The organism is Rhodococcus sp. MEB032 (assembly GCF_030208925.1).
In the GTDB taxonomy this organism is placed as follows: Bacteria; Actinomycetota; Actinomycetes; order Mycobacteriales; family Mycobacteriaceae; genus Rhodococcus_F; species Rhodococcus_F qingshengii.
In genome coordinates this window covers 154,814-178,595 of the sequence record NZ_JARVSY010000003.1, presented here as the reverse complement: position 1 = coordinate 178,595, position 23,782 = coordinate 154,814, and the positions used below count along the sequence as shown (strand labels likewise).

Below are 23,782 nucleotides of genomic sequence, written 5' to 3'. Positions count from 1 at the left end.
CAGCAGGCAACACTGCAGTCACCACCTGAGTCACCAGATCTGCCCGAACACCCCATAACGTCCGCAACGACAGTTCTACAACGAGGAGATCCCATGCCCAGCAAGACAGTTGCCGTCGGTTCCGCAGTCGGCCTCCACGCCCGCCCCGCCGCTCTCATCGCCGAAGCAGTCGGAGCCTCCGGCGCCACGGTCACCCTCGCAGTCGCCGACGGCGAACCCGTGGATGCAGGTTCGGCACTGATGATCATGACGCTCGGAGCCGCCAAGGACACCGAAGTAACCATCGAGTCCGACGACGCCGACGCACTCGCCAAGGTCGCCGAGCTGGTAGCCGCTGATCTCGACGCCTGACCCGATGTCAGTCGGTGCTGTGTAGCGGGCCGGACACTCTCACGGAGTCAGTGCGAGTGTCCGGCCCAGCCAGTCCATTTCGAGTTCCAGAGCAGTGCCCCACACATCACCCGAGTGCCCGCCGGGAAGGGTGTAGTAGTCCACGTTCATGTCGGCGGCGCGTGCAGCCTCGAACATGATCTCCTGCTGAGGGCGGTAGATGTCGTCGTCCTCACCCGCGACAAATACACCAGACAACTGCGGATACCGATTCTGCGCCATCAGGTCTCGGGCGTTGACCGCGTCGAAAGCGTCTTCGTCGCCGTCGAACATGGCAGCCACAGTGTCCTCGTGGTCACCGGTCGACGGTTCGTCCTGGCCGGAGAAGTCCAGGAACGACGGGTATCGGTCCGGGAAGTTCACGGCCATCTCGATCGCGCATGTCCCGCCGTAGGAGAACCCACCGATAGCCCATTGCGCAGCGTCCGGATTCACTTGAAGGTTCGATTCGATCCAGTTCGGGACGTCCTGGTCCAGATACGTCGCGACGTTGCCGAGCGCAGAATCCATGCAGCCGGGGTTGGCGTCGTAGTCCCCCAACGCGTCGGGCACCACCACGACGGGAGCAAGCCCGGAATGCCTCGACGCATAGGCGTCGACGGTGGTCGCGAGCCGGCCACTGTCCAGCCAGTCGCTGGGGCTGCCGGGCTCACCCGCCACCAACACCAGTACGGGCAACTCGGCACGCGGATCGGCAAGATAGGCCGGCGGGAGATACAGCGTCGCAGGCCTCGCGTCGAATCCCGAAACGTTTCCTGGAATCGCCGCTTCCGTCACGACACCGTTGCTCGGCATCCGCACCGGAACCTGCCAATGAGTTTCGGTGGGCAGTCCCCGTTGTACCCAAGGTTCGGCCCCGGGGAGCGAATCGAAGGCAACGTTCTCGACCGACCCGACCGGCCAGTGCCCGACCAGTGAGCCGAGCGTGGGATAGGTGCCGGTCTGCGCGTTGACCTGACCCACTGCGACGATCGCGGCCAGCCCGGCGAATGCCGTCACCGAAAGGCCACGCGCAAGCCCTGGGCGCCGAAGGAGAACGAGTGCGGCGCCGATGACTCCGAACATCGCCAGCGCTATCCAGACAAAATTCGACGCCGGTAGCTGCGCGGGCAGCGGCCGAAAGCTGAGCCACACGAACGTCGCACCGGTGGCTGATCCGAGCACTGACAGACCTAGCGCGACCAACGCGGCCCGACGCGGCAACCACCGAAGCAGAAGCAAGGTGCCGACGCCGACGATGACGGAACCCACGAGCAGCGCTGCGGTGATGTGTCCGTGCTCGAGTGACATACGCGAGAGCCGCGTCAGGAGTTGATGCCCGTGCATTCGTTCCAGTATCCACATCTACCGTCGGTCTGCGAATTCGTGGAATTATCGGGAATCAGCGGCGTCGTCGAAATCTCACGAATGCCGCGCCCCCGATCGCACATCCTGCCGCGACCAACCCGGCCCACACGAATGTCCACGGATCGACCCCGACACCGACCGAACCGGCAGACGAGTCAGCCGTCGCTTCTGTCGCGTCCACGAGCGCTCGCATCACGTACACCGGAGGCAACGCTCCGCCGGCAGATTCCGAACCGATCAGAACATCGCCCGCCTCGTTGAATGCCACCGCCTCACCCTGAGGCTCCTTCGGGAGCGGGATCCGCAGCGGTTCGGTACCGGTGAGCGTCGCGCCGATTCCGCCGTCCACGACTTCGTACAGGTACAGGTCGGAGTAACTCCGGAGTGCGATCGCCGAACCGTCCGACGACACCGCTCCCCCGGTGAACATCACCGACACGGGCTTCTCCGGTCCGAGGGACACGGCTCCGACGCGCTCGAGCGGCGTCGGGCCGGGCTGCGCCAAGTCACTCAGTTTCTGATCCCCGACCGGTGTGTAGACACTGCTTTCGCCGAACAATTCCTTGGTCACGACAAAAACGTGGCCGTCGGGGTCGAGCAGTATCGACTCGGTGTCGTGCGCACCGTCCGGGTACGTGAGGCGGTGCAACGTACCGTCACCGGAATCGAGGTCCATCGTGATGAACGCCACTGTTTCGCGGGTCCGGAGGTTGTCACCGGTGTCCGACAGAACGAGCGTTCGCCCACTCACCGCAAGATCTTCGACGTCGTAAGGATCTATCGGGACCGGAATCTGTTTCTGGACAACACAGTTCAGGTCCATTTCGAATACGAAGTCGTCACTGCCGCCGTCACCCATCGCGTAGATCCGATCGTCGACGACGACCATCCCCGACAACTCCTGGAGCGCAGGATCGGTAGGCGTACAGAGTGGGGCGAACTCGCTCGGTTCGAACGACGACGCCTGTGCGAGCGCTCCGGGAAGCAGTGCGGTTGCCGTAGTCGCAGCAATCACCGCGACCACGGCCCCGAAACTACGCACTAGGTGCGTACTCGACCAATGCCGAGGCCAACATCTGTGGCACGCGTGCGTGCACCCGCGTTCCCGCCTCTTCGTGAGTCGATTCCAAAATCGTTCCGTCCGAGTGGATTCGAGCCATCAAGTCACCGCGCGTGTACGGCACCAGCACGTAGACCTCGACCTCCGGCCGAACCAGCACCTCGCTGAGATGTGCTCTTAGTTCGGCGATTCCCTCACCCGTCCGCGCCGAGACGAACACGGCACCAGGCAACAGACCACGTAGTTGCGTCAACGTAACCGGATCTGCCGCGTCGATCTTGTTGACCACGATCAACTCCGGCGGAGCCTTCGAATCCGTCTCGCGCAGAACATCGGTGACGACTTCCCGAACAGCCTTGATCTGTTCTGTCGGCAACGGATCCGAACCGTCGACGACGTGCAGCAGCAGATCCGCGTCGGTTACTTCCTCGAGAGTCGAGCGGAATGCCTCGACCAACTGAGTCGGCAAGTGTCGCACGAAGCCGACCGTGTCGGTGAGTACGTACTCGCGGCCGTCGTCGAGTGCTGCGCGGCGAGTGGTCGGGTCCAAGGTGGCGAACAACGCGTTCTCCACGAGCACACCCGATCCGGTGAGCGAATTGAGCAGACTCGACTTGCCCGCGTTGGTGTATCCGACGATGGCGATCGACGGGATGTCGCTCTGCAGTCGACGTGTGCGCTTGGTGTCGCGAGCGGCCTTCATGCCCTTGATCTCGCGGCGTAGTTTTGCCATGCGCTCACGAATACGGCGGCGGTCCGTCTCGATTTTCGTTTCACCGGGACCACGCAGACCCACACCGCCGTTACTGCCGGCACGGCCACCGGCCTGGCGCGACATCGACTCGCCCCAACCACGCAGACGCGGGAGCATGTACTCCATCTGAGCAAAAGCGACCTGCGCCTTACCCTCACGCGAAGTGGCGTGCTGAGCAAAGATGTCGAGAATGAGAGCTGTCCGGTCGATGACCTTGACCTTGACGATCTTCTCCAGCGCCGTGAGCTGCGCCGGCGTCAGCTCACCGTCGCAGACGACGGTGTCGGCGCCGGTCGCCAGGACTACTTCGCGCAGTTCCTGCGCCTTGCCGGAACCGATGTAGGTGGCAGCGTCGGGTTTGTCGCGACGCTGAACCAGTCCTTCGAGGACCTCGGAGCCGGCCGTCTCGGCAAGTGCGGCCAACTCGGTCATGCTCGCCTCGGCCTGCTCGGCAGTTCCCTGCGTCCAGACGCCGACCAGGACAACTCTTTCGAGTCGAAGCTGGCGGTACTCGACTTCGGTGACGTCCTCGAGCTCGGTCGACAGACCGGCCACGCGGCGCAGGGCGCCGCGATCTGCGAGTTGCATCTCACCGGTCGACGGGTTGCCCGATGCGGACGCTGCCGTGTATTCGGCTTGCGCGTACTCGGACTGCTCGTGAGCGGTGGACTCTTCGTTTTCATGTGTGTTCGTCATACAAGATCCATGGTCCCACGAAACCTGGCCACGGTGCATCCGTATTTCCTGCAGGCGTATTTCCCGCGGGCGATATCACACGAGCGATTGCCACCAGGCATCGCTGATCGTCCCGTTCGCCACCAGAACCGAGGGCCCCCGCAACGACCCTTTGCCGCCTTCGACGGTGACCTGCACCTCGCCACCGAGCACGCGCACCAGTACCGAGCCTTCATCGCGGCCGTCGTACCTCAGCGCCGCGGCCGCCGCTGCGACCGTTCCGGTTCCGCAGGAACGAGTCTCGCCCACACCACGCTCGTGAACGCGCATGTGGACCCCACCGTCGTGGATCGGCGTCACGATCTCGATGTTGACCCCGTGCGGGAAGAACCCGGGATCGAAGCCCGGAGAAACACTCAAATCGAGCGAACTCAACACTTCTGGCGTCACGTGCTCGTCGACACACGCCAAATGCGGATTACCGACGTCGATGCCGACGCCGGCGAAGACGCGGCCGTCGATTGTTGCCGAACTGGTGCCGAGGTCCTTGATCGGGCCCATCGCCACAGTCACGTCACCATGTGTGGCGTCGTAGCCGTGCACCACGACCGGACGCGCTCCGGCGCGGCTGCCGACCACGAACTCGTCCTTGCTCTCCAAGCCCGAGGCCTTGAGATAGTGGGCGAATACGCGAACGCCGTTTCCGCACATCTCGGCGATGGAGCCGTCGCTGTTGCGGTAGTCCATGAACCAGTCTTCGGCAGCGACGCCGTCGGGCAGCGCACCGAGCACGCCCGCGTCCGCAAGTGCGCCTGCCCGGGCGACACGGAGGATGCCGTCGGCGCCGAGGCCACGCTGACGATCACACACCGCTGAAACTCGCGCCGGCTCGAGATCGATCCGAACGTCGAGGTCAGGGAGAACAACGAAGTCGTTCTGCGTGCCGTGGCCCTTACTGAAATCCATGGTCGCCATCCTATCCGGACCTACCGAGCGACTTACGCAGGTGACGCGGTGACCACGACGTTCTGTTCGTACGTGAATCCAGACGGCAACGAGGGGTCGGGCACGGTTGCGCCGCCGCAGGTCACCAGGACAAGCCTGGGCGCACCGGATTCGGAGAAGAACTCCGCAGGCAAAGCCACCTTTTCGTACAACTTCAGGCTCGCTGCGTGATAGGTGAACATCGTTCCGGTGTCGTCACTGACATAGATCGGTGTTCCAGGCTTCATCTGGTGCAGCGCCCACAAGGCGCCGTGCGTGCGGTCACCGTCGTCGACGTGGCCGGCAACAAGATTGGTACCCTCCGAAGATCCGAACTGCACGCCGTTGGTGAAATGCGAAACCTTGTCAGGATGCGGAAGGATCATTCCGCGGTTGGCGCCGAACCCACTGGTCACGATGTCGGCTCGCACATCCAGATCGGGAATCGCGAGCGTGTTCGGCGGCAGATCCGTTGGCGCAGGCGCCCAACTCGCCCCTGGATCGGTTGGGGCTCCCACATCGAAGGGCGCTTCGGGAACAGGTGCGCTGATGGGCTTCCCGGCCGCACTCACCGCAAAGTAGATCAGTATCCCGCCGACCGTGAGAAATGTGACGAGCAGAAGAACCAGCGGTAGCCGACCCGCGCGTCGACGTTTCGGATGCGCGTGCGCCGCGGTCTGCGCCATGCTCGTTGACCTCCAGTTCATCGCTCGCGAAACCGATCGATCGCGAAATAGCTAACTGTAAGATAGCTGATCCGCTCGATCGTGTTACAGACCGCGATCTGCGAGCGCCGCGAAGGCGGAGTTGGGCAGCTCCGGATCGGCACCGTCGAGCCAGTGCACGCGTGCGTCACGACGGAACCATGATCGTTGTCGGCGAACATAGCGCCGTGTCCCGATGAACGTCCGTTCGAGTGCTTCGGCCAGATCGTATTCACCGTCGAAATGTGCGAGCACCTGTGCGTAGCCGATGGCTCGCGGCGCGGTGACGCCATCACGCAATCCTTGCTCGACGAGCACGGCAACTTCGTCGACAAGTCCGTCTGAAAACATCAGCTCTGTTCGCAACCGAATCCGGGCGTCGAGTTCTTCCGTATCCCGATCCACGCCGAGAATGCGGGTTCCCCATCGAGGGTCACCGATCTGCGGCGCCGAGGCCGCGAACGGCAGACCTGTCAGCTCGACGACCTCGAGCGCCCGAACCATCCGCCGACCGTCCGTCGGCAGTATCGACGCCGCTGCTACCGGATCAGCAGCAACAAGCGCCGTATGCACCGCACCGACCCCTCCTTCGGCGAGCACCGCCTCCCACTTCGCACGAACCTCGGGATCGGTTGCCGGAAAGGACCATTCGTCGAGCAAAGACTGGACGTACATCATGGATCCGCCGACGATCACCGGAACCTTGCCCGCCGCGATCAGATCCTCGGCGATCGCGATCGCGTCGCTTTGATAACGCGCGACGGTGGCGGTCTCCTTCACATCGAGAACGTCGAGCAGGTGATGCGGAATCCCACGGCGCTCGGCCGGTGTCAGTTTGGCGGTCCCGATATCCATGCCGCGATAGAGCTGCATCGCGTCGATGTTGATGATTTCACCGCCGAATTCCTCGGCCAGTGCCAACGCGAGATCGGACTTTCCCGACGCTGTCGGACCGACAACTGCGATCGGGCGAAGTTCTTCAGGGACGTTCACGGCCGCCACGTCCCGACGTGGTAACCGACGCCGAACGGCGCATCGCTGTAGTCGACCGTCGCGCGAGGATGGGCCGACCGAGACGAGCACGTAAAGACACCGGCCAGGACCTGCCACGCCGCGCGCCCCTGGGCTCCGACACTGCGGCAGAGCCGCGGATCGAGAGCAAGCAGCGCCTCCGGGTCCCCGGCCGTCAGGGCGTCGTCGATGGCCGACTGCACACCCGCGGCGCGCTCGTCGAAGCTTCCTGGCGCCTTTGCCGTCAGCGTGGACGCACCGTCAGCAACGATCAGAAGCCCTTGCGGTCGGTTGTCGCTGTCGAGTTGCTTGCGCAGCTGCTGCCCGAATTCACGACATTCATTCGCCGACGCCTTTGCACTGACGACGTGCATGTCGACGGTTATCTCCACGTCTGTTCGGCCACGCAACCAGCCGGCAACAAGGGCGCACAGTTCGAGAGATGGCACCGGTTCGCCTGCCGCATCCGCGTCCAGTGACGTCCGGACATCGGCGCCGAATCCAGCGAACGTACCGATCTGCCCACGTCCGACGCCCGATCGCCAGAGTTCGCCTGCTGCTTTCTCGGGTTCTGCATTCTCGGGGCCGACACCGACGCCCACCCAGTGCACCGCCTCGTGAGCGAGCCGGCTCACGGCGGTTGTCGCTGCAGCACGCACCTGAGCGGACTCGGCCGAATCACCGGACAATTCCGGCACGAGTAACGGCGCCGAGGGGACGAGAACAGCGGAAGTCAACACAGTTGCCACGCTAGTCGACCCCGAGGTGGCGACCTCACACCCTCTTACCTGATTCAATAGTCGGAGAACGTGAGTACCGGGTTCAATGGAACCAGGAATGCGATCAGGCAGCCGTGACGCGCGGCAGAGACGAGGACCGATGACCGAGAACAGTGAACCCACCACCGGCGCCGACAGCAGTTCGGCCAGCCCGAGCCCGGCAGCACCCAAACCCGGCGCTCCCAAACCTGGTGGACCACGCCCCGGTGCGCCCCGCCCCGGAGCACCTCGCCCCGGACCAGCAGCCTCGCATGCCGTCACCGCCGCACCGGCCAGCGACCCGAGCAAGTTCGGACGCGTCGAGGAAGACGGAACCGCCTGGGTGAAGACCGCTGACGGTGAACGTCAGATCGGTTCGTGGCAGGCCGGCGACGCCACCGAGGGCCTCGCCCATTTCGGTCGTCGCTACGACGACCTCGCGACCGAGGTCTCGCTACTCGAGGCGCGACTGACGTCGGGCGCCGGAGACGCCAAGAAGACCAAGGCTGCCGCCATCGCTCTGTCCGAATCCCTCTCGACCGCTGCAGTGATCGGTGACCTCGACGCTTTGGCTCGCCGACTCGACGTGATCGTTGCCGGTTCCGACGAGGCCGCAGCGCACGCGAAGGAAGAGAAGGAACAGTCGCGCGCGGCAAGCACCGCCCGCAAGGAAGCCCTCGCAGTCGAGGCCGAGCAGATCGGCTCGGAGTCGACCCAGTGGAAGACCGCGGGTGATCGACTGCGCGAGATTCTCGACGAGTGGAAGACGATTCGCGGAATCGACCGCAAGGTCGACGACGCGCTGTGGAAGCGGTACTCCAAGGCTCGCGAGTCCTTCAACCGACGACGTGGAGCGCACTTCGCCGAACTCGACCGGGATCGTGCGAGCGCCCGTTCGACGAAGGAAGAACTGGTCGAGCGCGCCGAGAAGCTGTCGACCTCCACTGAATGGGGACAGACCGCCGGGGAATTCCGCGATCTGCTCAGCGAGTGGAAGGCTGCCGGCCGCGCACCGCGCGAGGCCGACGACAACCTGTGGAAGCGCTTCAAGGGCGCTCAGGACGTGTTCTTCGCCGCGCGCAACGCTGCTGCATCCGAGCGCGACGCCGAATTCGAGCAGAACGCAGTCGCGAAGGAAGAGCTGCTCGCTGCGAACGCGAACATCGACCCGGCGCACGGACTCGAGAATGCTCGTGCAGCGCTTCGCGACCTGCAGGAGAAGTGGGACGCGATCGGCAAGGTGCCGCGCGACCGAATGCAGGAACTCGAAGCGAAGCTCCGGGCCATCGAAACCAAGGTGCGCGACGCGGTCGACGCCGAGTGGCGTCGCACCGATCCGGAAGCACTTGCCCGGGTCGCGCAGTTCAAGGAGCGGGTGAGCCAGTTCGAGGAGCAGGCCGCCAAGGCTCAGGCTGCCGGCAAGACGAAGGACGCCGAGAAGGCTCTCGCTCAGGCCAAGCAGTGGCGTGAGTGGGCCGAAGCTGCCGAAAGCGCCGTCAACGAGTAATCGACGACGAGCTGTAAAGACAACAAAAACGCCGGCTGACTCCGAAAGGAGTCAGCCGGCGTTGTCTTGTGCTTTGGACGGACGGCCTGCTGTGTCAGCCGACGTTCCATTCCTGATGCTTCTCGGCTTCGGCCGCAGCGATCCGGCGTTGCTCCTCGGCAGCGAGCTGAATGTTGGTTCGTGTCCAGACCACCTTGAGCCAATGGAACGTCAAGAACACGACGGCAAACCATCCGATGATCAGCCCGATCGACGGTCCTGCCACATTGAAACCGGCGGGAATGGTCTGACGCGACCAGACGGCCATCATGCCGAGAGCGCTCGCCACGGCACTGCCGGCGAGTGCGACCCAGGCCAGACTCCAACGCCGCGTGACCAGCGCGAGCATCGAGAATCCGATGCCGAAGATGACGACGAACCACACGAACAAGCGTGAGAACAGTGCAATCCGTTCGGTTTCCGCGTCCTGGTTGTACGCGAGCACATCCCAGCCGTTCGCAACTCCCGCATGGGGCAGTGCAAGGGTGCCGACCAGCACGAGCACCGCAACCGCGACAACCATGGCGCGCACACCCGGATCGATTTCTCCCGCGACCTTGCGTTCCGCGTCGTCGAGATCCTTGCGGTAGCCCTCGAAGGCGTCGTCGCCCGGCTGTGGTGTCGTGTTCTCGTGTTGCGAGGTCATGCGTTGCATCCCATCTGGACGGGTTGTGGGGCCGGGGCACCGATCTTCGGTAGTCCGAGACCTACGCCGATGGGCGGGGTCTTGGGTGTGATGCCCTTTTCGAACGAATCACCGGCGCGGGTCCGACGGTGCGTGAGCACTCCGTCATCTGCCACGAGGTGATGAGGGGCTCCGTGGGTGACGACGACCGTCACCACGTCACCGGGTCGGATTGTGCCGTCGAGGTTTCCCTCGGGGCGGAAATGCACCAGGCGACCGTCTCGCGCGCGACCACTGAGACGTTGAGTCGCCGCGTTCTTCCGACCCTCCCCCGCTGCCACCAAGAGTTCGACCTCGGTGCCGACGAGCTTGCGATTCTCCTCGATGTTCACTTCTTCCTGAACGGCGAGCAATCGCATGTAGCGTTCCTGGACAACCTCTTTGGGAAGCTGATCGGCCATCTCCGCCGCCGGCGTGCCCGGGCGCTTGGAGTACTGGAAGGTGTAGGCGTTGGAGAATCGCGCCTTACGCACGACGTCCAGCGTCTCCTCGAAATCCTCCTCCGTCTCCCCCGGGAACCCGACGATGATGTCCGTGGTGATGGCGGCGTGCGGCATTGCGGCGCGCACCTTCTCGATGATCCCGAGGTACTTCGACTTGCGGTACGAGCGCTTCATCGCTTTGAGAACCTTGTCCGAACCGGACTGCAACGGCATGTGCAGCTGCGGGCAGACGTTGGGAGTGGTTGCCATCGCTTCGATGACGTCGTCGGTGAATTCTGCCGGGTGCGGCGATGTGAACCTGACCCGTTCGAGGCCGTCGATGTGTCCACATGCCTTCAAGAGGGAGGCGAAGGCTCCGCGATCGCGCGGTTGCTCCGGATCGGCGAACGACACGCCGTAGGCGTTGACGTTCTGTCCCAGCAGGGTCACTTCCGAGACACCCTCGTCGACGAGTGCCTGCACCTCGGCCAGAATGTCGCCGGGACGTCGATCCACTTCCTTGCCACGCAGGGCCGGAACGATGCAGAACGTACACGTGTTGTTGCAGCCCACCGAGATGGAAACCCAACCTGCATAAGCAGATTCGCGTTTGGCTGGCAGTGTCGACGGAAACGCCTCGAGTGCGTCGAGGATTTCGACCTCGGCGCGCTGATTGTGACGCGCACGGTCGAGCAGCGCGGGAAGCGAGCCGATGTTGTGAGTGCCGAAGACGACATCGACGAACGGCGCCTTCTTGACGACGGTGTCACGATCCTTCTGCGCCAGGCACCCGCCGACCGCGATCTGCATGTCGGGGTTCGCCTCCTTGTTCGGGGCGAGCTGGCTGAGGTTGCCGTACAACTTGTTGTCCGCGTTCTCGCGGACCGCACACGTGTTGAAGACGACAAGATCAGGATCGGTTCCGGTCTCCGCCTTCGAATACCCGGCGTCCTCGAGCAGACCGGACAGTCGCTCGGAATCGTGGACGTTCATCTGACAGCCGTACGTCCGCACCTCGTAGGTGCGAACAGACTTCGCCGTCGGCTCCGGAACTGCAGTCGGCTCCGGAAGTGCAGGGGACATTTCGTCGATCAGTGACACGCTTCAGCCTAGCTCACGTCCACTACGACGTGTAATAACGCCCTGATAAACAGCCGAAACGCGACATAAACGTCGTCACAGTAAAATTTCCATTACATATGGCAAGAACCATGGCGAAATCACGGGCGTCGACGCAAACTACGCCTAAGGTTCTCGTTTATGACCCAAGCCGACGATGCGACGACGCCGACCACCTCCGGCGATTCCACATCCATGATTTCGATGACCTCGGTGAACAAACACTTCGGGGAACTTCACGTCCTGCAAGAGGTCAATCTCGAGGTACCCAAGGGCCAAGTGGTGATCGTCCTCGGTCCGTCGGGCTCCGGTAAGTCGACTCTGTGCCGCACCATCAATCGCCTCGAACCCATCGACTCCGGCACCATCGCCGTCGACGGAAAGACGCTCCCCGAGGAGGGCAAAGCACTTGCCGCACTTCGTGCCGACGTCGGGATGGTCTTTCAGTCCTTCAACCTGTTCGCACACAAGACGATCCTCGAGAACGTCATGCTCGCACCGATGAAGGTCCGCAAGGCGAAGAAGGACGAAGCCAAGAAGACGGCGCAGGCATTGCTCGAGCGCGTCGGTATCGCCAATCAGGCCGACAAGTACCCGGCGCAGCTTTCCGGCGGTCAGCAACAGCGTGTCGCGATTGCTCGCGCTCTTGCGATGCAGCCGAAGGTGATGTTGTTCGACGAGCCCACCTCCGCTCTCGACCCCGAGATGGTCAACGAGGTTCTCGACGTCATGACTTCCCTCGCCAAGGAAGGCATGACCATGCTCGTGGTCACGCACGAGATGGGATTCGCCCGCAAAGCCGGCGATCGTGTGCTGTTCATGGCTGACGGCCAGGTCGTCGAAGACACCACGCCCGAAGAGTTCTTCACCCATCCGAAGTCGGATCGGGCCAAGGACTTCCTCGGCAAGATCCTCACGCACTGATTACAGTCTCCCCTCCGACAGTCCTGTCCTCGTCCACAAGACAACTTGCTCGACTGCACCGTTCACCTCGGCTGCACCGTTCATCTCGACTGCACTGTTCGTGTGTCGACAACTGAGAGGATCTTCATGAAGATCAATAGTTCCGTCCGTTTCGGAATCGGAATCATGGCCATCGCGTTCGCTGCCACGGCCTGTGGCGGCGGCGAGGAGAACAAGTCGATCACCGAGAGCGCTTCCGACGGCACTCTCACCGTCGGCATCAAGTTCGATCAGCCCGGCCTCGGTCAGCGCAACCCTGACGGCACCTTCTCCGGCTTCGACGTCGAGGTAGCCCGTTACATCGCAAACGAACTGGGCGTAAAGCCCGAAGGCATCACCTTCAAGGAATCTCCGTCAGCCCAGCGCGAGACCCTGATCCAGAACGGCGAGGTCGACTACATCGTCGCGACATACTCGATCACCGACACGCGCAAGGAAAAGGTCAGCTTCGGCGGCCCGTACTTCATCGCAGGCCAGTCGCTGCTCGTTCGCTCCGACAACACCGACATCACCGGCCCCGATTCCCTGACCGGCGGCAAGAAGCTCTGCTCGGTGTCGGGTTCGACTCCGGCGCAGAACATCCAGGACAACTACGCCAAGGACGTCCAGCTCCAGCCGCTCGACACCTACTCCGCTTGTGTCGAGGCTCTGCGCAACGGCGCTGTCGACGCTGTCACCACCGACGACATCATCCTCGCCGGCTACGCTGCCCAGTACCCGGGCGAGCTGAAGGTCGTCGGAGAACCGTTCACGACCGAAAAGTACGGTGTCGGCCTGGCCAAGGACGATTCCGAGGGTCGCGGCAAGATCAACGATGCCATCGAGAAGATGATCTCCACCGGCGCGTGGGAAGAAGCCTTCAACAACACCGTTGGTGCTTCGGGCTACCCCATCCCGGCCCCGCCCACCGTTGATCGTTACTGACCTGCTTTTTTCACCGTCAATCTCGCTGCGGCTCCCCACTTCGGGAGCCGCAGCGCGTGACGCCACCAACGGAGATCCCGTGATCTGGGGAGACGGCAAGTGAACCTTCTGAGCAAGTACGGCGACCAGATTCTGGAAGCCTTCTGGACCACGATCCAGCTGACGTTCTTCTCCGCGATCGGCGCCGTCATCATCGGTGTCCTGATCGCGGCCATGCGCGTGTCACCGGTTCCGGTCGCCCGATTCCTGGGTACCGCGTACGTGACCGTGTTCCGCAACACCCCCCTGACACTGATTCTGCTGTTCTGTCTGTTCGGTCTGTCGCAGACGCTCGGAGTCAATCTCGCCAAGTCGGACTCACCGACGTTCTTGACAGACAACAACTTCCGACTCGCAGTACTCGGCCTCAGTGTCTATACCGCCGCGTTCGTGTGTGAGTCACTTCGATCGGGAATCAATACCGTTCCGGTCGGCCAGGCCGAAGCGGGCCGATCACTCGGTCTGTCGTTTGCACAAAATCTTCGGCTGATCGTCCTGCCTCAGGCATTTCGCGCGGTCACAGCACCGCTGGGTAGCGTGCTGATCGCACTGACCAAGAACTCGACCATCGCCGCGGTGATCGGCGTATCCGAAGCGTCAGCGCTGATGAAGAAGATGATCGAAAACGAAGCGGCGATCTTCGTCGTCGGTGGAATCTTCGCTGTCGGTTTCGTGATCCTGACACTTCCCATGGGCTTGATCTTCGGCAAGCTGAGCAAGCGATTCGAGGTTTCACGATGAGCAACCGCGCAACAGTCCTCTACGACGCGCCAGGTCCGAGAGCGCGAAATCTCTACCGATTCGCGTCCCTTGTCGTCGCTGCACTCATGGTCGCAATCGGTTACGTCATCTACCGCGCACTCGACGAAAAGGGCCAGCTGACAGCAGCGAAGTGGGATCCGTTCCTCGAATCCACGTCGTGGACAACGTATCTGATACCCGGCATCCGGGGAACGCTGATCGCGGCTGCGATGTCCATCGTCTTCGCGCTCATCCTCGGTTCTGCACTGGGTATCGGCCGACTCTCCGAGCACAACATCATTCGGAAGATTTGCGGCGTCATCGTCGAATTGTTCCGAGCAGTACCGGTTCTGATTCTGATGATCTTCTCGTATCAGGTGTTCGCCGAATACGAGGTCTTCAAGTCCAAGTACCTCGCACTCGCGGCAGTCGTCGTGGGTCTGACTCTGTACAACGGTTCTGTGATCGCCGAGATCGTCCGTGCCGGAATCAACTCACTCCCACGAGGGCAAAGTGAGGCCGCCAAGGCACTTGGTATGCGCAAGACGCAGATCATGGTGACGATCCTGCTCCCCCAGGCGGTTACCGCCATGCTCCCGGCCCTGATTTCACAGATGGTCGTGGCGTTGAAGGACTCCGCCCTCGGTTACCTGATCGGATATGTCGAGCTGGTGCGTCAGGCCCAACAGCTCGGCACCTTCTACGGAAACTTCCTGCCGGCGCTCATCGTGGTCGCCGCGATCATGATCGCTCTCAACTCGGCTCTGACCTTCCTGGCAACCAAGGTGGAGAAGCGCCTGCGGTCCGGGAAGCGAAAGGGCAAGGGCCCCATCGCGGCTCCGTCCGCCGACCCAGCTGTTTCGGTTCCGGGTATGGACCTGACCAAGCCGTGAATCAGATGGAGCCGTGAGTCGAATCCAGCCGCGTTAGCGTGAATACACAACAGGGCGGGGGTACCACCGAATTTCGGTGGTACCCCCGCCCTGTTGTTCTGAATGCTGCACTTCGCTACGAGTCGGTGACCGCCGCCATCTCGGCTTTGACCACCTCGTACGACATCCCAGCTGAATATCCTTTGCGTGCCAGCATCGAGACCAGTCGACGCGTGACCTTGTCGCGATCATCGACGGGCTTGTTCTTCAGCTTCCGCCGAACCAGCTCCGCTGCTCGCTCGCGCTCGTCTTCCGGATCGATCTGTGACAACGCTTCGGAAGCGGTGTCCTGGTCGATTCCTTTGAGCCGCAACTCGACTGCAAGCGCACGCTTTCCCTTGCCCGAGTACGTGTGCCGCGAATGAACCCATTGGTTCGCGAAGTCCGCGTCGTCGATCAACCCGATTTCTTGGAGTCGATCGAGGACCTTGGCAATGATCTCGGGCTCGAAGCCGCGCCCGCTCAGCTTTGTTTCCAGCTCGGAACGACTGCGCGCCCGGTCGGTCAGGAGGCGTAGGCAAGCATCTTTGGCCTGCGCCTCCGTCCCACCTTCTGCGCGTTGCGACGGCTTCTCGGATCGTTGACGGGATCGACGCCGAGGAGCGCCGTACTCTTCACGAGCATTCTCGCCGTTGCCACCGTCGTCGAAGCTCATGACTGAACTCAGAAGTCGGCGGGAGCTTCGTCGGTTGCAGTGACGTCAGCACCGATACCGAGCTTTTCCTTGATCTTCTTCTCGATCTCGTCGCGGATATCGGTGTTCTCCAGCAAGAACTTACGAGCATTTTCCTTGCCCTGACCCAACTGGTCACCTTCGTAGGTGTACCAGGAGCCGGACTTGCGGATGAACCCGTGCTCGACACCCATGTCGATGAGCGAGCCTTCCTTGCTGATGCCCTGGCCGTAGAGAATGTCGAACTCGGCCTGCTTGAACGGCGGCGCGACCTTGTTCTTGACGACCTTGACGCGAGTGCGGTTACCCACTGCGTCGGTACCGTCCTTGAGAGTTTCGATACGACGGATGTCGAGGCGGACCGAAGCGTAGAACTTCAGTGCCTTACCACCGGTGGTGGTTTCGGGAGAACCGAACATCACGCCGATCTTCTCGCGAAGCTGGTTGATGAAGATGACGGTGGTGCCCGAGTTGTTCATGGCACCGGTGATCTTGCGCAGCGCCTGGCTCATCAGTCGAGCCTGCAAACCGACGTGGCTGTCACCCATCTCGCCTTCGATCTCGGCGCGAGGAACAAGAGCGGCCACGGAGTCGATCACGACGATGTCGAGGGCGCCTGAACGGATCAGCATGTCGGTGATTTCGAGGGCCTGCTCACCCGTATCGGGCTGTGAGACCAGGAGTGCATCGGTGTCGACGCCCAGCTTGGCTGCATAGTCGGGATCGAGTGCGTGCTCCGCGTCGATGAACGCCGCGATGCCGCCGTTGGCCTGAGCATTGGCAACTGCGTGCAGTGCCACGGTGGTCTTACCCGAAGATTCCGGGCCGTAGATCTCGATGACGCGGCCACGCGGCAGTCCGCCGATACCCAGCGCGACGTCGAGCGCGATGGAACCGGTGGGAATGACGGCGATGGGCTGGCGGACACCCTCACCCAGGCGCATCACCGAACCCTTGCCGAAGTTCTTGTCGATCTGCGCCAACGCGAGGTCGAGTGCCTTGTCCCGATCAGGTGCCTGTGGTGCCATCGTGATCCCCATCCTTGTTTCAGTCTTCAGTGCCTGCCTGAGCAGACTCCGTCTCTTCAGCGCCTGCCTGAGCCGACCCTGTTGGTGTGTTGCGATCAGAGTAGATCCGGCCACCGACAGACTTTTCGATCTTGCTTTAGCGCTTGTCGATCACCGCGTTTGTAGGTCACCGCGTTTGTAGAACATCGAAAGTTCGCAGTTACCAAAGGAGCGTCACCACCGAACAGCTTCAGCATAGACGAACACGTGTTCGAACAGAAGATGGGAGACGTTCGACACGCCGAAGAATCAGCGGCGGGCGGGTGGTACGTCGAACTCCACACAGAGCGCACGCCACACCTCGCGAGGCTCCCAGCCTGCTTCGACGGCCTCCGCGGCAGTCATTCCGTCGAGACTCTGGAGTACATGGTCGATCAGCATCGAGTCGCCTCGTACCTGCCCGAACTCTTCGCGCACCATTTCATGAAATTCGGTCAACCGCACAGCCGCCACCGTAGTCCACAGAGCGGTGCACCTGCATTCAGGCGCAACGTGCTCACGCCGTCACACCACCGTTGACCACCTGTCGGCACACCGCCACCGGATCGGTGACCTGCGACGCAGTCGCGGCAGCAGACTTCGCAGCTTCCGCGAATCGTCCGTCGGAGAGCACCTGCAGTACCGCATCGCGAATCGACTGAGCATCTGCGGGCCGCACGATCACCGACGTGCCTGCCCGCGCAGCGCGATTGGCCAACTCCCACTGGTCCCCGCCCCCGGGAACGACGACCGTCGGCACGCCGGCCAGCAGGGCCTTCGCCAACATGCCGTGCCCGCCGCCGCATACCAATACCGACGCGTCACGCAGCATCGCGTCCTGGCGTCCGAGACCTGCACGAACCCAATCAGGATGCTCACCTTCAGCCCCGTCGAGCATCGACGCGATCAGCCGCACACCGGCGCCGTCGAGTCCTTCGACGGTGCCCTCGAACATTCCCACTGCGCCGGTGTGCGCCGTGGACGGCGCCACCATGACCAGCGGTTCGTCACCTGGCGGTGGATCCAGAATGACTTCGGTCGGCTCCCAGAGAAGCGGTCCGACGACGTGTGCGCGCTCCGGCCAGTCGGGGCGAGGCACTTCGAGTGCCGGAAGTGTTGCGATCAGCCGCGCTTGCGGACCGGGATCCAGAGCGGGCAGTCCGACACCGACACGGGCCTGGGATCGCTGGGCCAACCCTTGCTTGATCGAACGTCCCGTCGCTGCGCGCATCAGGGTATCGCGGAGTCGACCACGAATTCCGACGCCGGGCGCGAGCCCACTGCCGATCGGCGGCAACCCCCGTGAAGGTGAGTACAGCGGGTGAGGCGAGAGTTCCACCCAGGGGATGCCAAGTCTTTCGGCGGCCAATCCGCCTCCGGCAGTGAGGATGTCGGAAACGACGAGATCCGGGGAGATGGACTTCAGGTCGGGAAGCAGTTCGGTGGAAATATAGGCGGCGCGCGAATGAATCCGAGCGCCTGCATCAAGATCGTCGTCTCCCGGCCGCGGGGCCAAGCCCTTGAGCGGCTCGGCTTCCACGCCGGCTGCTCGTGCTGCCTCGACCCACCGGGTCCCCGTGTACAGGATCGGTTCGTCGCCGGCCTGGATCAACGCCAGCGACAACGCTATTGCGGGAAAAGCATGACCCGGGTCCGGCCCGGCAACAACGGCTACACGCACCGGATCAGAGTGTCACACCGAGTGAAAGGCCTGTTCCGCCGCACCCAGTGCGCGTTCGCGATCCGAAGCCACCAATCCGATTCTCGTCCTGCGATCGAGGACGTCGGCGACGTCGAGGGCGCCTTCATGCGACACCGCGAAATCGAACTCGGCACCGCAGATCTCCAAGTCCGCAACCGACCGGAGACGATCGCCGCTCGCCGCGGCAACGACCTCGGCCTCGGTGCCGTATCGCGCCACCAATGACGCGGGTGCCTTGATCTTCTTCAATTCCGCCGGTGATGCAGCGCCTACCAGCGGCAACGCGCGTGTCCGACATGCCCCGGCGCTCAGCGACCCGACCTCGACCGCAGCGTCGACGGCGTCTTCGGCCATCTTGCGGTACGTCGTGAGTTTTCCGCCTACCACCGTGACCAAGCCCGAGTCCGAACGGACTACAGCGTGATTGCGCGAGAGGTCGGCCGTCGAGCCTTCACCAGTGTCCAGCAGCGGACGCAGACCCGCGAAGGTCCCCAAGACGTCCCCACGGGTCAGCGGAGCTTCCAACGCCGTGTTCACGGTGTCGAGCAGGAAGCCGATCTCGTCCTCGGACGCCGTCGGTACGTCAGGCACCGGTCCCGGCGCTGCTTCGTCGGTCAACCCGAGGTAGATCCGGCCGAGCTGGGCGGGCAGGGCGAAGACGAAACGGTTGGTCTCGCCGGGAATCGGCACGGTCAGTGCTGCCGTGGGGTTCCCCAATCGCGCTGCATCGAGCACCAGGTGCGTCCCGCGGCTGGGGCGCAGGGTGATGCTGGAGTCGACCTGATCAGCCCAGACACCGGTCGCATTGACCACGACGCGGGCACGCATCAAGAACTCGGATCCGGTCAACTCGTCGCGCAAGGTGGCCGACGTTCCGGATACGTCGTAAGCACCGACGCGCGTCAGGATTCGCGCGCCGTGCGACGCTGCGGTTCTGGCGATACCGACGACGAGGCGGGCGTCGTCGATGAGCTGCCCGTCGAACGCGGTCAAGGCGCCTCGTAGGTTTTCCCGCTTGACCGCGGGAGCCAATTCGCGCGCTCGAGCAGCGCTGACCGTCCGTGATCTGGGCAGCACCGAAGCCGGGGTTCGCGCCGACATGCGCAGAGCGTCACCGGCCAGGAAACCGGTACGCACCAGGGCCTTCCCGAAGAACGACGTTTCGGGCAACAGCGGTACGAGTTGAGGCATGGCGCGAACGAGGTGCGGCGCGGTGCGCGTCATGAGGATGCCGCGCTCGACCGCACTTTCACGCGCTATACCGACATTGCCGGAAGCCAGGTACCGAAGGCCGCCGTGTGCGAGTTTCGAACTCCAGCGGCTGGTGCCGAACGCGAGGTCGTGCTTTTCGACCAGCGCAACACTGAGCCCACGAGTCACGGCGTCGAGAGCGACACCGACACCGGTGATTCCGCCGCCGATCACCAGGACGTCGACCGAATCGCCGTTCGCCAACTGCTCGAGTTCACGAGTACGCCGTTGTGCGTTGAGCGCTGAATCGCTGCCTGCTGAATCTAGGGGGCTCACAGCTATTCTCCCGAATTCTTGACGGGTGCCAGATAAGCAGCGACCGCATATCGAAGTTGCTCGACCGACGCATCGGAGGAAAGCTCCGGCTCGAGAGTCGGCGCAGAAATGACGACGGACTGAGCCATCAGTAGAACCATCGCCGCGATCTCGTTGACGCTTCCCTCGCGAATCGAACCATCCTGTTGGCCGGCCGCGACAACGGATGTGATCAGCTCGAGAATCGACTTCTGGCTCGCGCCGAGCCGGTCCACGATGTAGGTCGTCAGCAATTCTTGATCGGCTTGCCGAATTTTCACGAAGAGCGGATGGTCGCGAATCTGGCCGACGACGTCACCGATCGCCTCCACGAGCAACGTGCCGGCAGACCCGTTGAAGGTCACCTCGGGCAGCACCGATCGGATCTCCCGGGTGAGCAGGTCCGCGACGACAGCTCGCGTGTCCGGCCATCGCCGGTAGACCGTCGGTCGGCTCACGCCGGCCCGACGCGAGATCTCGGCAAGTGTGGTTCGCTGCATTCCGAAATCGAGGACACACGACCTTGCTGCGTCGAGAATCACGTCGTCGATCTCGCGGCTGGGGATGCGCTGACCATCTGCCTTGCGAGGGGCAATTGAGTCATCTGCGTTACGGATTACCATCGTGTGTAACACAATACCGGACAAGTCACCGGTAATCCCGTCGGGACTTGCGATTTCTCTCGCTCAGAGATCATCAGAAATAGTACAACTCGAAACCAACTGCTCGCTCGGCGTCGAAACCAGGCTTCGGTCCGCTGACCATGTCGATCTGTGCGCGCGCCTGTTCCCGGATCGGCGTGGAACTCAGCGCCGCCAGATATCGCGCATGTTCCGCGAGCGAATCCACGGCGCGATCGACCGTCGACGTCACGTCGACGCAGTGTGTGGGAGTCATCGTATTGACCGCAACCCACCGAACACCGGACCACGGCGCCAGTCCCTGCGCTGTCAATGAGGGAAAGATCCATTCGTTCGCTGCGTCGGCAGTTGCGTCGAGAACGCTGATCCCGAGTGCACGGTGATCTGCGCTGTTCAGATAGCCGGGGCCCCAGGTGTGGGAGAAGTTCATCGTCACCACCAATTCCGGACGGTGGCGGCGAATTGCTGCGGCGAGAGTCGAGCGCAACTCCAAGCCTTCCACGAGACGACCGTCGGGCAGGCCGAGGAACTCCACCTCACCGACACCGACGATCGCGGCCGAGCGACGCTCTTCTTCCTCGCGGATCGGGCCGGACTCCTCGGGCGACAGACCGGCGATTCCGGCCTCGCCGCGCGTGGCCAGGATATATCGCACGTCTTTGCCGCGATCGGTCCACTGCGCCACTGCTGCGGCTGCGCCGTATTCGATGTCATCGGGATGCGCCACGATGACAATCGCGCGCTGCCAGTCCTCGGGGAAGTTTTCCATAGGGCAGATCTTGCCCGTCAGAACCGCGAAGCGGGCGAATTGTCGTCACTTCCCGACATCGCCTTCACCAGGAAGTAGATTCCGAAGCCGACAGCGCCGACCACCAGAACCCAGAAAAGCCCCTTGATCAGCGCACCGACCACCGCGAGTGCGACCCACACCAGTACGACGGCCAAGACGATCTTCCAAAACATGCTTACCTCCAACGTGCCGTTGAATAATCAGTCGAATCGGACAGGTGCTGCGTCGTCCGTAGAACCAGCCTGACAGGTCTGGCGTGACAAAGCAGCAGCTCAGCGGCAAGTTCAGGTAAAGATCAGGGTTCACCCCGAGACCGGCCCTCACGCAGGTCAGGTGTCCAACCCATGGGTGCCTGCTCCTGGCGTAAACTCGCGAAGTTCGATCCCGTATGCCGAAGGAGCACGTCCGCAGTGTCTACGACCCGTTTCCCCGCTCGCGATCTCGCGCATGTAGCCGTCTTCGCCGCACTCATCATCGCGCTGGGCCTACCCGGGTCGATCAACATCGGCATTTCCGGCGTGCCGATCACCCTTCAGTCCATGGGCGTCATGATGGCCGGCGCTCTACTCGGACCGCGCAAGGGTGTTCTCGCCGTCCTGACGGTCATTGCTCTGGGATTGGTCGGTCTACCGGTCCTTGCCGGCGGTCGCACCGCACTCGTGTCTCTATCGAGCCCGACAGCCGGATTCCTCATCGGTTGGATCCCGACGGCATTTGTCATCGGATGGCTGACCGCCAAGATGCTGCCCAAGTACCGGATCATCGCGGGCATCGGCATCAACCTTCTCGGCGGCGTCGTCGTTCTCTACGCGTTCGGCATCGTTGGAATGATGGTCCGCGGACACATGAGCTTCGTTGCCGCATGGTCGGCCAACGCCGCCTTCATCCCGCTCGACGCCGCAAAAGCAGTCGTCACCGCGTTGGTCGCGTCCCAGGTTCACCGGGCATACCCGGCACTACTGCGCGACTCGGTGATCTCGTCGAACAAGACCGTGGTGGCGAATTGATCTCCGATGAGTGAGATCGTCTTCGAGAACGTCGGACACAGCTTCGGTGAACGAACGGTCCTGCAGCAGATAGATCTGCGACTGAGCGAGCAGCGAATCGGAATCGTGGGTGCGAACGGAAGCGGCAAGTCGACGCTCGCTCGCATGATCAACGGACTGGTCGTTCCGACGGAAGGACACGTCCACGTCAACGGCTTGGACACGGCGAAGAAGGGCCGCGACGTACGCAAGCAGGTCGGATTCGTCTTCACCGATCCCAACCACCAGATCGTGATGCCGACGGTTGCCGAGGACATCGAATTCTCGCTCCGCCGTAGCGGATTGGGCAAAGCCGAGCGCGCCGCAAAGGTGGCCTCGGTGCTCGAACGCTACGGCCTCGCCGGGCACGCCGACCATCCCACCCACCAGCTTTCGGGCGGGCAGAAGCAGCTACTCGCGCTCGCGGCCATCATGGTGACGGAACCGAACGTACTCGTCGCCGACGAGCCCACCACGCTCCTCGATCTTCGCAACTCTCGGCTGATCACCTCGGTGTTCGAGTCACTCGATCAGCAACTGATCGTCGTGACCCACCAACTCGATCTCCTCGAATCATTCGAACGGGTGTTGGTTGTCGACCAAGGCCGTGTCGTCGCCGACGGCTCCCCCGCCGACTCGATCGGCCATTACCGGTCGTTGGTCTCGTGACCACTCTCGGCGTCTACCGGCCGGGTACATCGCTCCTGCACCGGATGCCGACGGGGATCAAGCTCTTCGCCTTGGTCGTGGCCATCCTCGCCGTCTCGATCTTCGTTCGTGAGCCGTGGCAACTGGCAGTTCCCACGATCGTCGTTGTGGCCCTGTACGCGATTGCGCGCATTCCTCCGATGACTGCGATCCGGCAGCTGCGTCCGGCGCTGTGGATGTTGCTCTTCATCGGGGCGTTCCAGCTGGTAGTCGCGGGATGGCAGCGAGCGGCCGTCGTGTGCGGGGTTCTGATCATCTCGATCGCCTTCGCGGCGATCATGGGTCTGACCACACGGATCTCCGAGATGCTCGACGCGATCACCCGGTTCCTGACACCCTTGCGACGCTTCGGGGTCAATCCCGAACGGATCGCTTTGCTCCTCGCAATGACGATCCGGTGCATCCCGCTGATGTTCGAGGTCATCACACAGGTGTCCGAGGCACGCAAGGCGCGAGGGCTCGGATTCTCGCTGCGATCCTTCGCAGTTCCGGTCATCGTCGGCACCCTGATGACCGCGGACGCAATGGGTGAAGCGTTGGCGGCCCGCGGCGCCGACGACTGAGATTTCGAACAGGTGCATCGATCAGGCGCGAGGAC

General features: G+C 62.9%; 26 protein-coding genes. 9 read left to right on the top strand and 17 right to left on the bottom strand.

The window, feature by feature from the left end; translation table 11 throughout:
• Positions 1-93: 93 nt before the first annotated feature.
• A complete protein-coding gene (locus QRN54_RS05390; protein ID WP_003942144.1) occupies positions 94-351 on the top strand; it encodes an HPr family phosphocarrier protein in 258 nt (85 codons plus the stop codon).
• Positions 352-390: 39 nt separating this feature from the next.
• On the opposite strand, the gene QRN54_RS05385 is transcribed toward QRN54_RS05390, so the two are convergent.
• The 7 genes from QRN54_RS05385 to QRN54_RS05355 all read right to left on the bottom strand — a co-directional run bounded on the left by QRN54_RS05385 (position 391) and on the right by QRN54_RS05355 (position 7,665).
• Positions 391-1,716, bottom strand: coding sequence for an alpha/beta hydrolase (locus tag QRN54_RS05385; protein WP_285181711.1), 1,326 nt, complete (start codon positions 1,714-1,716; stop codon positions 391-393).
• Positions 1,717-1,771: 55 nt separating this feature from the next.
• Positions 1,772-2,761 carry a hypothetical protein gene (locus QRN54_RS05380; protein ID WP_223304446.1) on the bottom strand — a complete coding sequence of 330 codons (990 nt, stop codon included), beginning with the start codon at positions 2,759-2,761 and terminating at the stop codon, positions 1,772-1,774.
• 10 nt (positions 2,762-2,771) lie between these two features.
• Positions 2,772-4,247, bottom strand: a complete 1,476-nt coding sequence (gene hflX / locus QRN54_RS05375; RefSeq protein ID WP_285181709.1) for a GTPase HflX — start codon at positions 4,245-4,247, stop codon at positions 2,772-2,774.
• Between the two features lie 75 nt (positions 4,248-4,322).
• A complete protein-coding gene (gene dapF / locus QRN54_RS05370) occupies positions 4,323-5,192 on the bottom strand; it encodes a diaminopimelate epimerase (protein WP_166502226.1) in 870 nt (289 codons plus the stop codon).
• A 32-nt stretch (positions 5,193-5,224) separates the two neighbouring features.
• A complete protein-coding gene (locus QRN54_RS05365) occupies positions 5,225-5,896 on the bottom strand; it encodes a class F sortase (RefSeq protein ID WP_083057319.1) in 672 nt (223 codons plus the stop codon).
• An 84-nt stretch (positions 5,897-5,980) separates the two neighbouring features.
• A complete protein-coding gene (miaA, locus tag QRN54_RS05360; RefSeq protein ID WP_007735177.1) occupies positions 5,981-6,916 on the bottom strand; it encodes a tRNA (adenosine(37)-N6)-dimethylallyltransferase MiaA in 936 nt (311 codons plus the stop codon).
• Positions 6,904-7,665 (bottom strand): class III extradiol dioxygenase subunit B-like domain-containing protein, encoded by a 762-nt coding sequence (locus QRN54_RS05355; protein WP_054188530.1) that lies wholly within the window; start codon positions 7,663-7,665, stop codon positions 6,904-6,906. The genes miaA and QRN54_RS05355 overlap by 13 nt, the downstream gene beginning before the upstream one ends.
• A gap of 139 nt (positions 7,666-7,804) precedes the next feature.
• On the opposite strand from QRN54_RS05355, the gene QRN54_RS05350 reads away from it, so the two are divergent.
• The gene (locus QRN54_RS05350) at positions 7,805-9,190 is read left to right on the top strand and encodes a DUF349 domain-containing protein (RefSeq protein ID WP_003942193.1); all 1,386 of its coding nucleotides are present in this window, start codon (positions 7,805-7,807) and stop codon (positions 9,188-9,190) included.
• A 94-nt stretch (positions 9,191-9,284) separates the two neighbouring features.
• Here QRN54_RS05350 and QRN54_RS05345 read toward each other — a convergent pair whose 3' ends face one another.
• The gene (locus QRN54_RS05345; protein ID WP_003942155.1) at positions 9,285-9,875 is read right to left on the bottom strand and encodes an Rv2732c family membrane protein; all 591 of its coding nucleotides are present in this window, start codon (positions 9,873-9,875) and stop codon (positions 9,285-9,287) included.
• Complete coding sequence (gene miaB / locus QRN54_RS05340; protein WP_047271495.1) at positions 9,872-11,419, bottom strand: tRNA (N6-isopentenyl adenosine(37)-C2)-methylthiotransferase MiaB; 1,548 nt, start codon at positions 11,417-11,419, stop codon at positions 9,872-9,874. The genes QRN54_RS05345 and miaB overlap by 4 nt, the downstream gene beginning before the upstream one ends.
• Before the next feature lie 231 nt (positions 11,420-11,650).
• On the opposite strand from miaB, the gene gluA reads away from it, so the two are divergent.
• The 4 genes from gluA to QRN54_RS05320 all read left to right on the top strand — a co-directional run bounded on the left by gluA (position 11,651) and on the right by QRN54_RS05320 (position 15,015).
• Positions 11,651-12,379, top strand: coding sequence for a glutamate ABC transporter ATP-binding protein GluA (gluA, locus tag QRN54_RS05335; RefSeq protein ID WP_007735175.1), 729 nt, complete (start codon positions 11,651-11,653; stop codon positions 12,377-12,379).
• Positions 12,380-12,505: 126 nt separating this feature from the next.
• Entirely contained in the window at positions 12,506-13,342 is an 837-nt protein-coding gene (locus QRN54_RS05330; RefSeq protein ID WP_285181707.1) for a glutamate ABC transporter substrate-binding protein, read from the top strand.
• A 99-nt stretch (positions 13,343-13,441) separates the two neighbouring features.
• Complete coding sequence (locus QRN54_RS05325) at positions 13,442-14,122, top strand: amino acid ABC transporter permease (RefSeq protein ID WP_019748198.1); 681 nt, start codon at positions 13,442-13,444, stop codon at positions 14,120-14,122.
• Positions 14,119-15,015, top strand: coding sequence for an amino acid ABC transporter permease (locus QRN54_RS05320; protein WP_007735172.1), 897 nt, complete (start codon positions 14,119-14,121; stop codon positions 15,013-15,015). The genes QRN54_RS05325 and QRN54_RS05320 overlap by 4 nt, the downstream gene beginning before the upstream one ends.
• Before the next feature lie 115 nt (positions 15,016-15,130).
• Here QRN54_RS05320 and recX read toward each other — a convergent pair whose 3' ends face one another.
• The 8 genes from recX to QRN54_RS05280 all read right to left on the bottom strand — a co-directional run bounded on the left by recX (position 15,131) and on the right by QRN54_RS05280 (position 21,636).
• Positions 15,131-15,709 carry a recombination regulator RecX gene (recX, locus tag QRN54_RS05315; RefSeq protein WP_285181706.1) on the bottom strand — a complete coding sequence of 193 codons (579 nt, stop codon included), beginning with the start codon at positions 15,707-15,709 and terminating at the stop codon, positions 15,131-15,133.
• A gap of 8 nt (positions 15,710-15,717) precedes the next feature.
• Positions 15,718-16,755, bottom strand: a complete 1,038-nt coding sequence (recA, locus tag QRN54_RS05310; protein ID WP_007735170.1) for a recombinase RecA — start codon at positions 16,753-16,755, stop codon at positions 15,718-15,720.
• A gap of 288 nt (positions 16,756-17,043) precedes the next feature.
• On the bottom strand, positions 17,044-17,238 hold the full coding sequence (locus tag QRN54_RS05305; RefSeq protein ID WP_003942185.1) for a DUF3046 domain-containing protein: 195 nt from the start codon (positions 17,236-17,238) through the stop codon (positions 17,044-17,046).
• A gap of 52 nt (positions 17,239-17,290) precedes the next feature.
• Positions 17,291-18,454, bottom strand: coding sequence for a glycosyltransferase (locus QRN54_RS05300; protein ID WP_285181705.1), 1,164 nt, complete (start codon positions 18,452-18,454; stop codon positions 17,291-17,293).
• Positions 18,455-18,466: 12 nt separating this feature from the next.
• Positions 18,467-20,002 carry a glycerol-3-phosphate dehydrogenase/oxidase gene (locus tag QRN54_RS05295; RefSeq protein WP_285181704.1) on the bottom strand — a complete coding sequence of 512 codons (1,536 nt, stop codon included), beginning with the start codon at positions 20,000-20,002 and terminating at the stop codon, positions 18,467-18,469.
• A gap of 2 nt (positions 20,003-20,004) precedes the next feature.
• Positions 20,005-20,643 (bottom strand): TetR/AcrR family transcriptional regulator, encoded by a 639-nt coding sequence (locus QRN54_RS05290; RefSeq protein ID WP_003942216.1) that lies wholly within the window; start codon positions 20,641-20,643, stop codon positions 20,005-20,007.
• Between the two features lie 73 nt (positions 20,644-20,716).
• Positions 20,717-21,430 carry a PIG-L deacetylase family protein gene (locus QRN54_RS05285; RefSeq protein WP_063316521.1) on the bottom strand — a complete coding sequence of 238 codons (714 nt, stop codon included), beginning with the start codon at positions 21,428-21,430 and terminating at the stop codon, positions 20,717-20,719.
• Between the two features lie 17 nt (positions 21,431-21,447).
• Entirely contained in the window at positions 21,448-21,636 is a 189-nt protein-coding gene (locus QRN54_RS05280) for a hypothetical protein (RefSeq protein WP_020907519.1), read from the bottom strand.
• Between the two features lie 225 nt (positions 21,637-21,861).
• Here QRN54_RS05280 and QRN54_RS05275 point away from each other — a divergent pair, with 225 nt between their 5' ends.
• From QRN54_RS05275 to QRN54_RS05265, 3 genes are read left to right on the top strand one after another with little or no spacing between them, the layout of a single operon-like run.
• On the top strand, positions 21,862-22,458 hold the full coding sequence (locus QRN54_RS05275) for a biotin transporter BioY (protein ID WP_007735162.1): 597 nt from the start codon (positions 21,862-21,864) through the stop codon (positions 22,456-22,458).
• Between the two features lie 6 nt (positions 22,459-22,464).
• Complete coding sequence (locus QRN54_RS05270) at positions 22,465-23,145, top strand: energy-coupling factor ABC transporter ATP-binding protein (RefSeq protein WP_081557783.1); 681 nt, start codon at positions 22,465-22,467, stop codon at positions 23,143-23,145.
• On the top strand, positions 23,142-23,747 hold the full coding sequence (locus QRN54_RS05265; RefSeq protein WP_081557782.1) for an energy-coupling factor transporter transmembrane component T family protein: 606 nt from the start codon (positions 23,142-23,144) through the stop codon (positions 23,745-23,747). The genes QRN54_RS05270 and QRN54_RS05265 overlap by 4 nt, the downstream gene beginning before the upstream one ends.
• Positions 23,748-23,782: the final 35 nt, after the last annotated feature.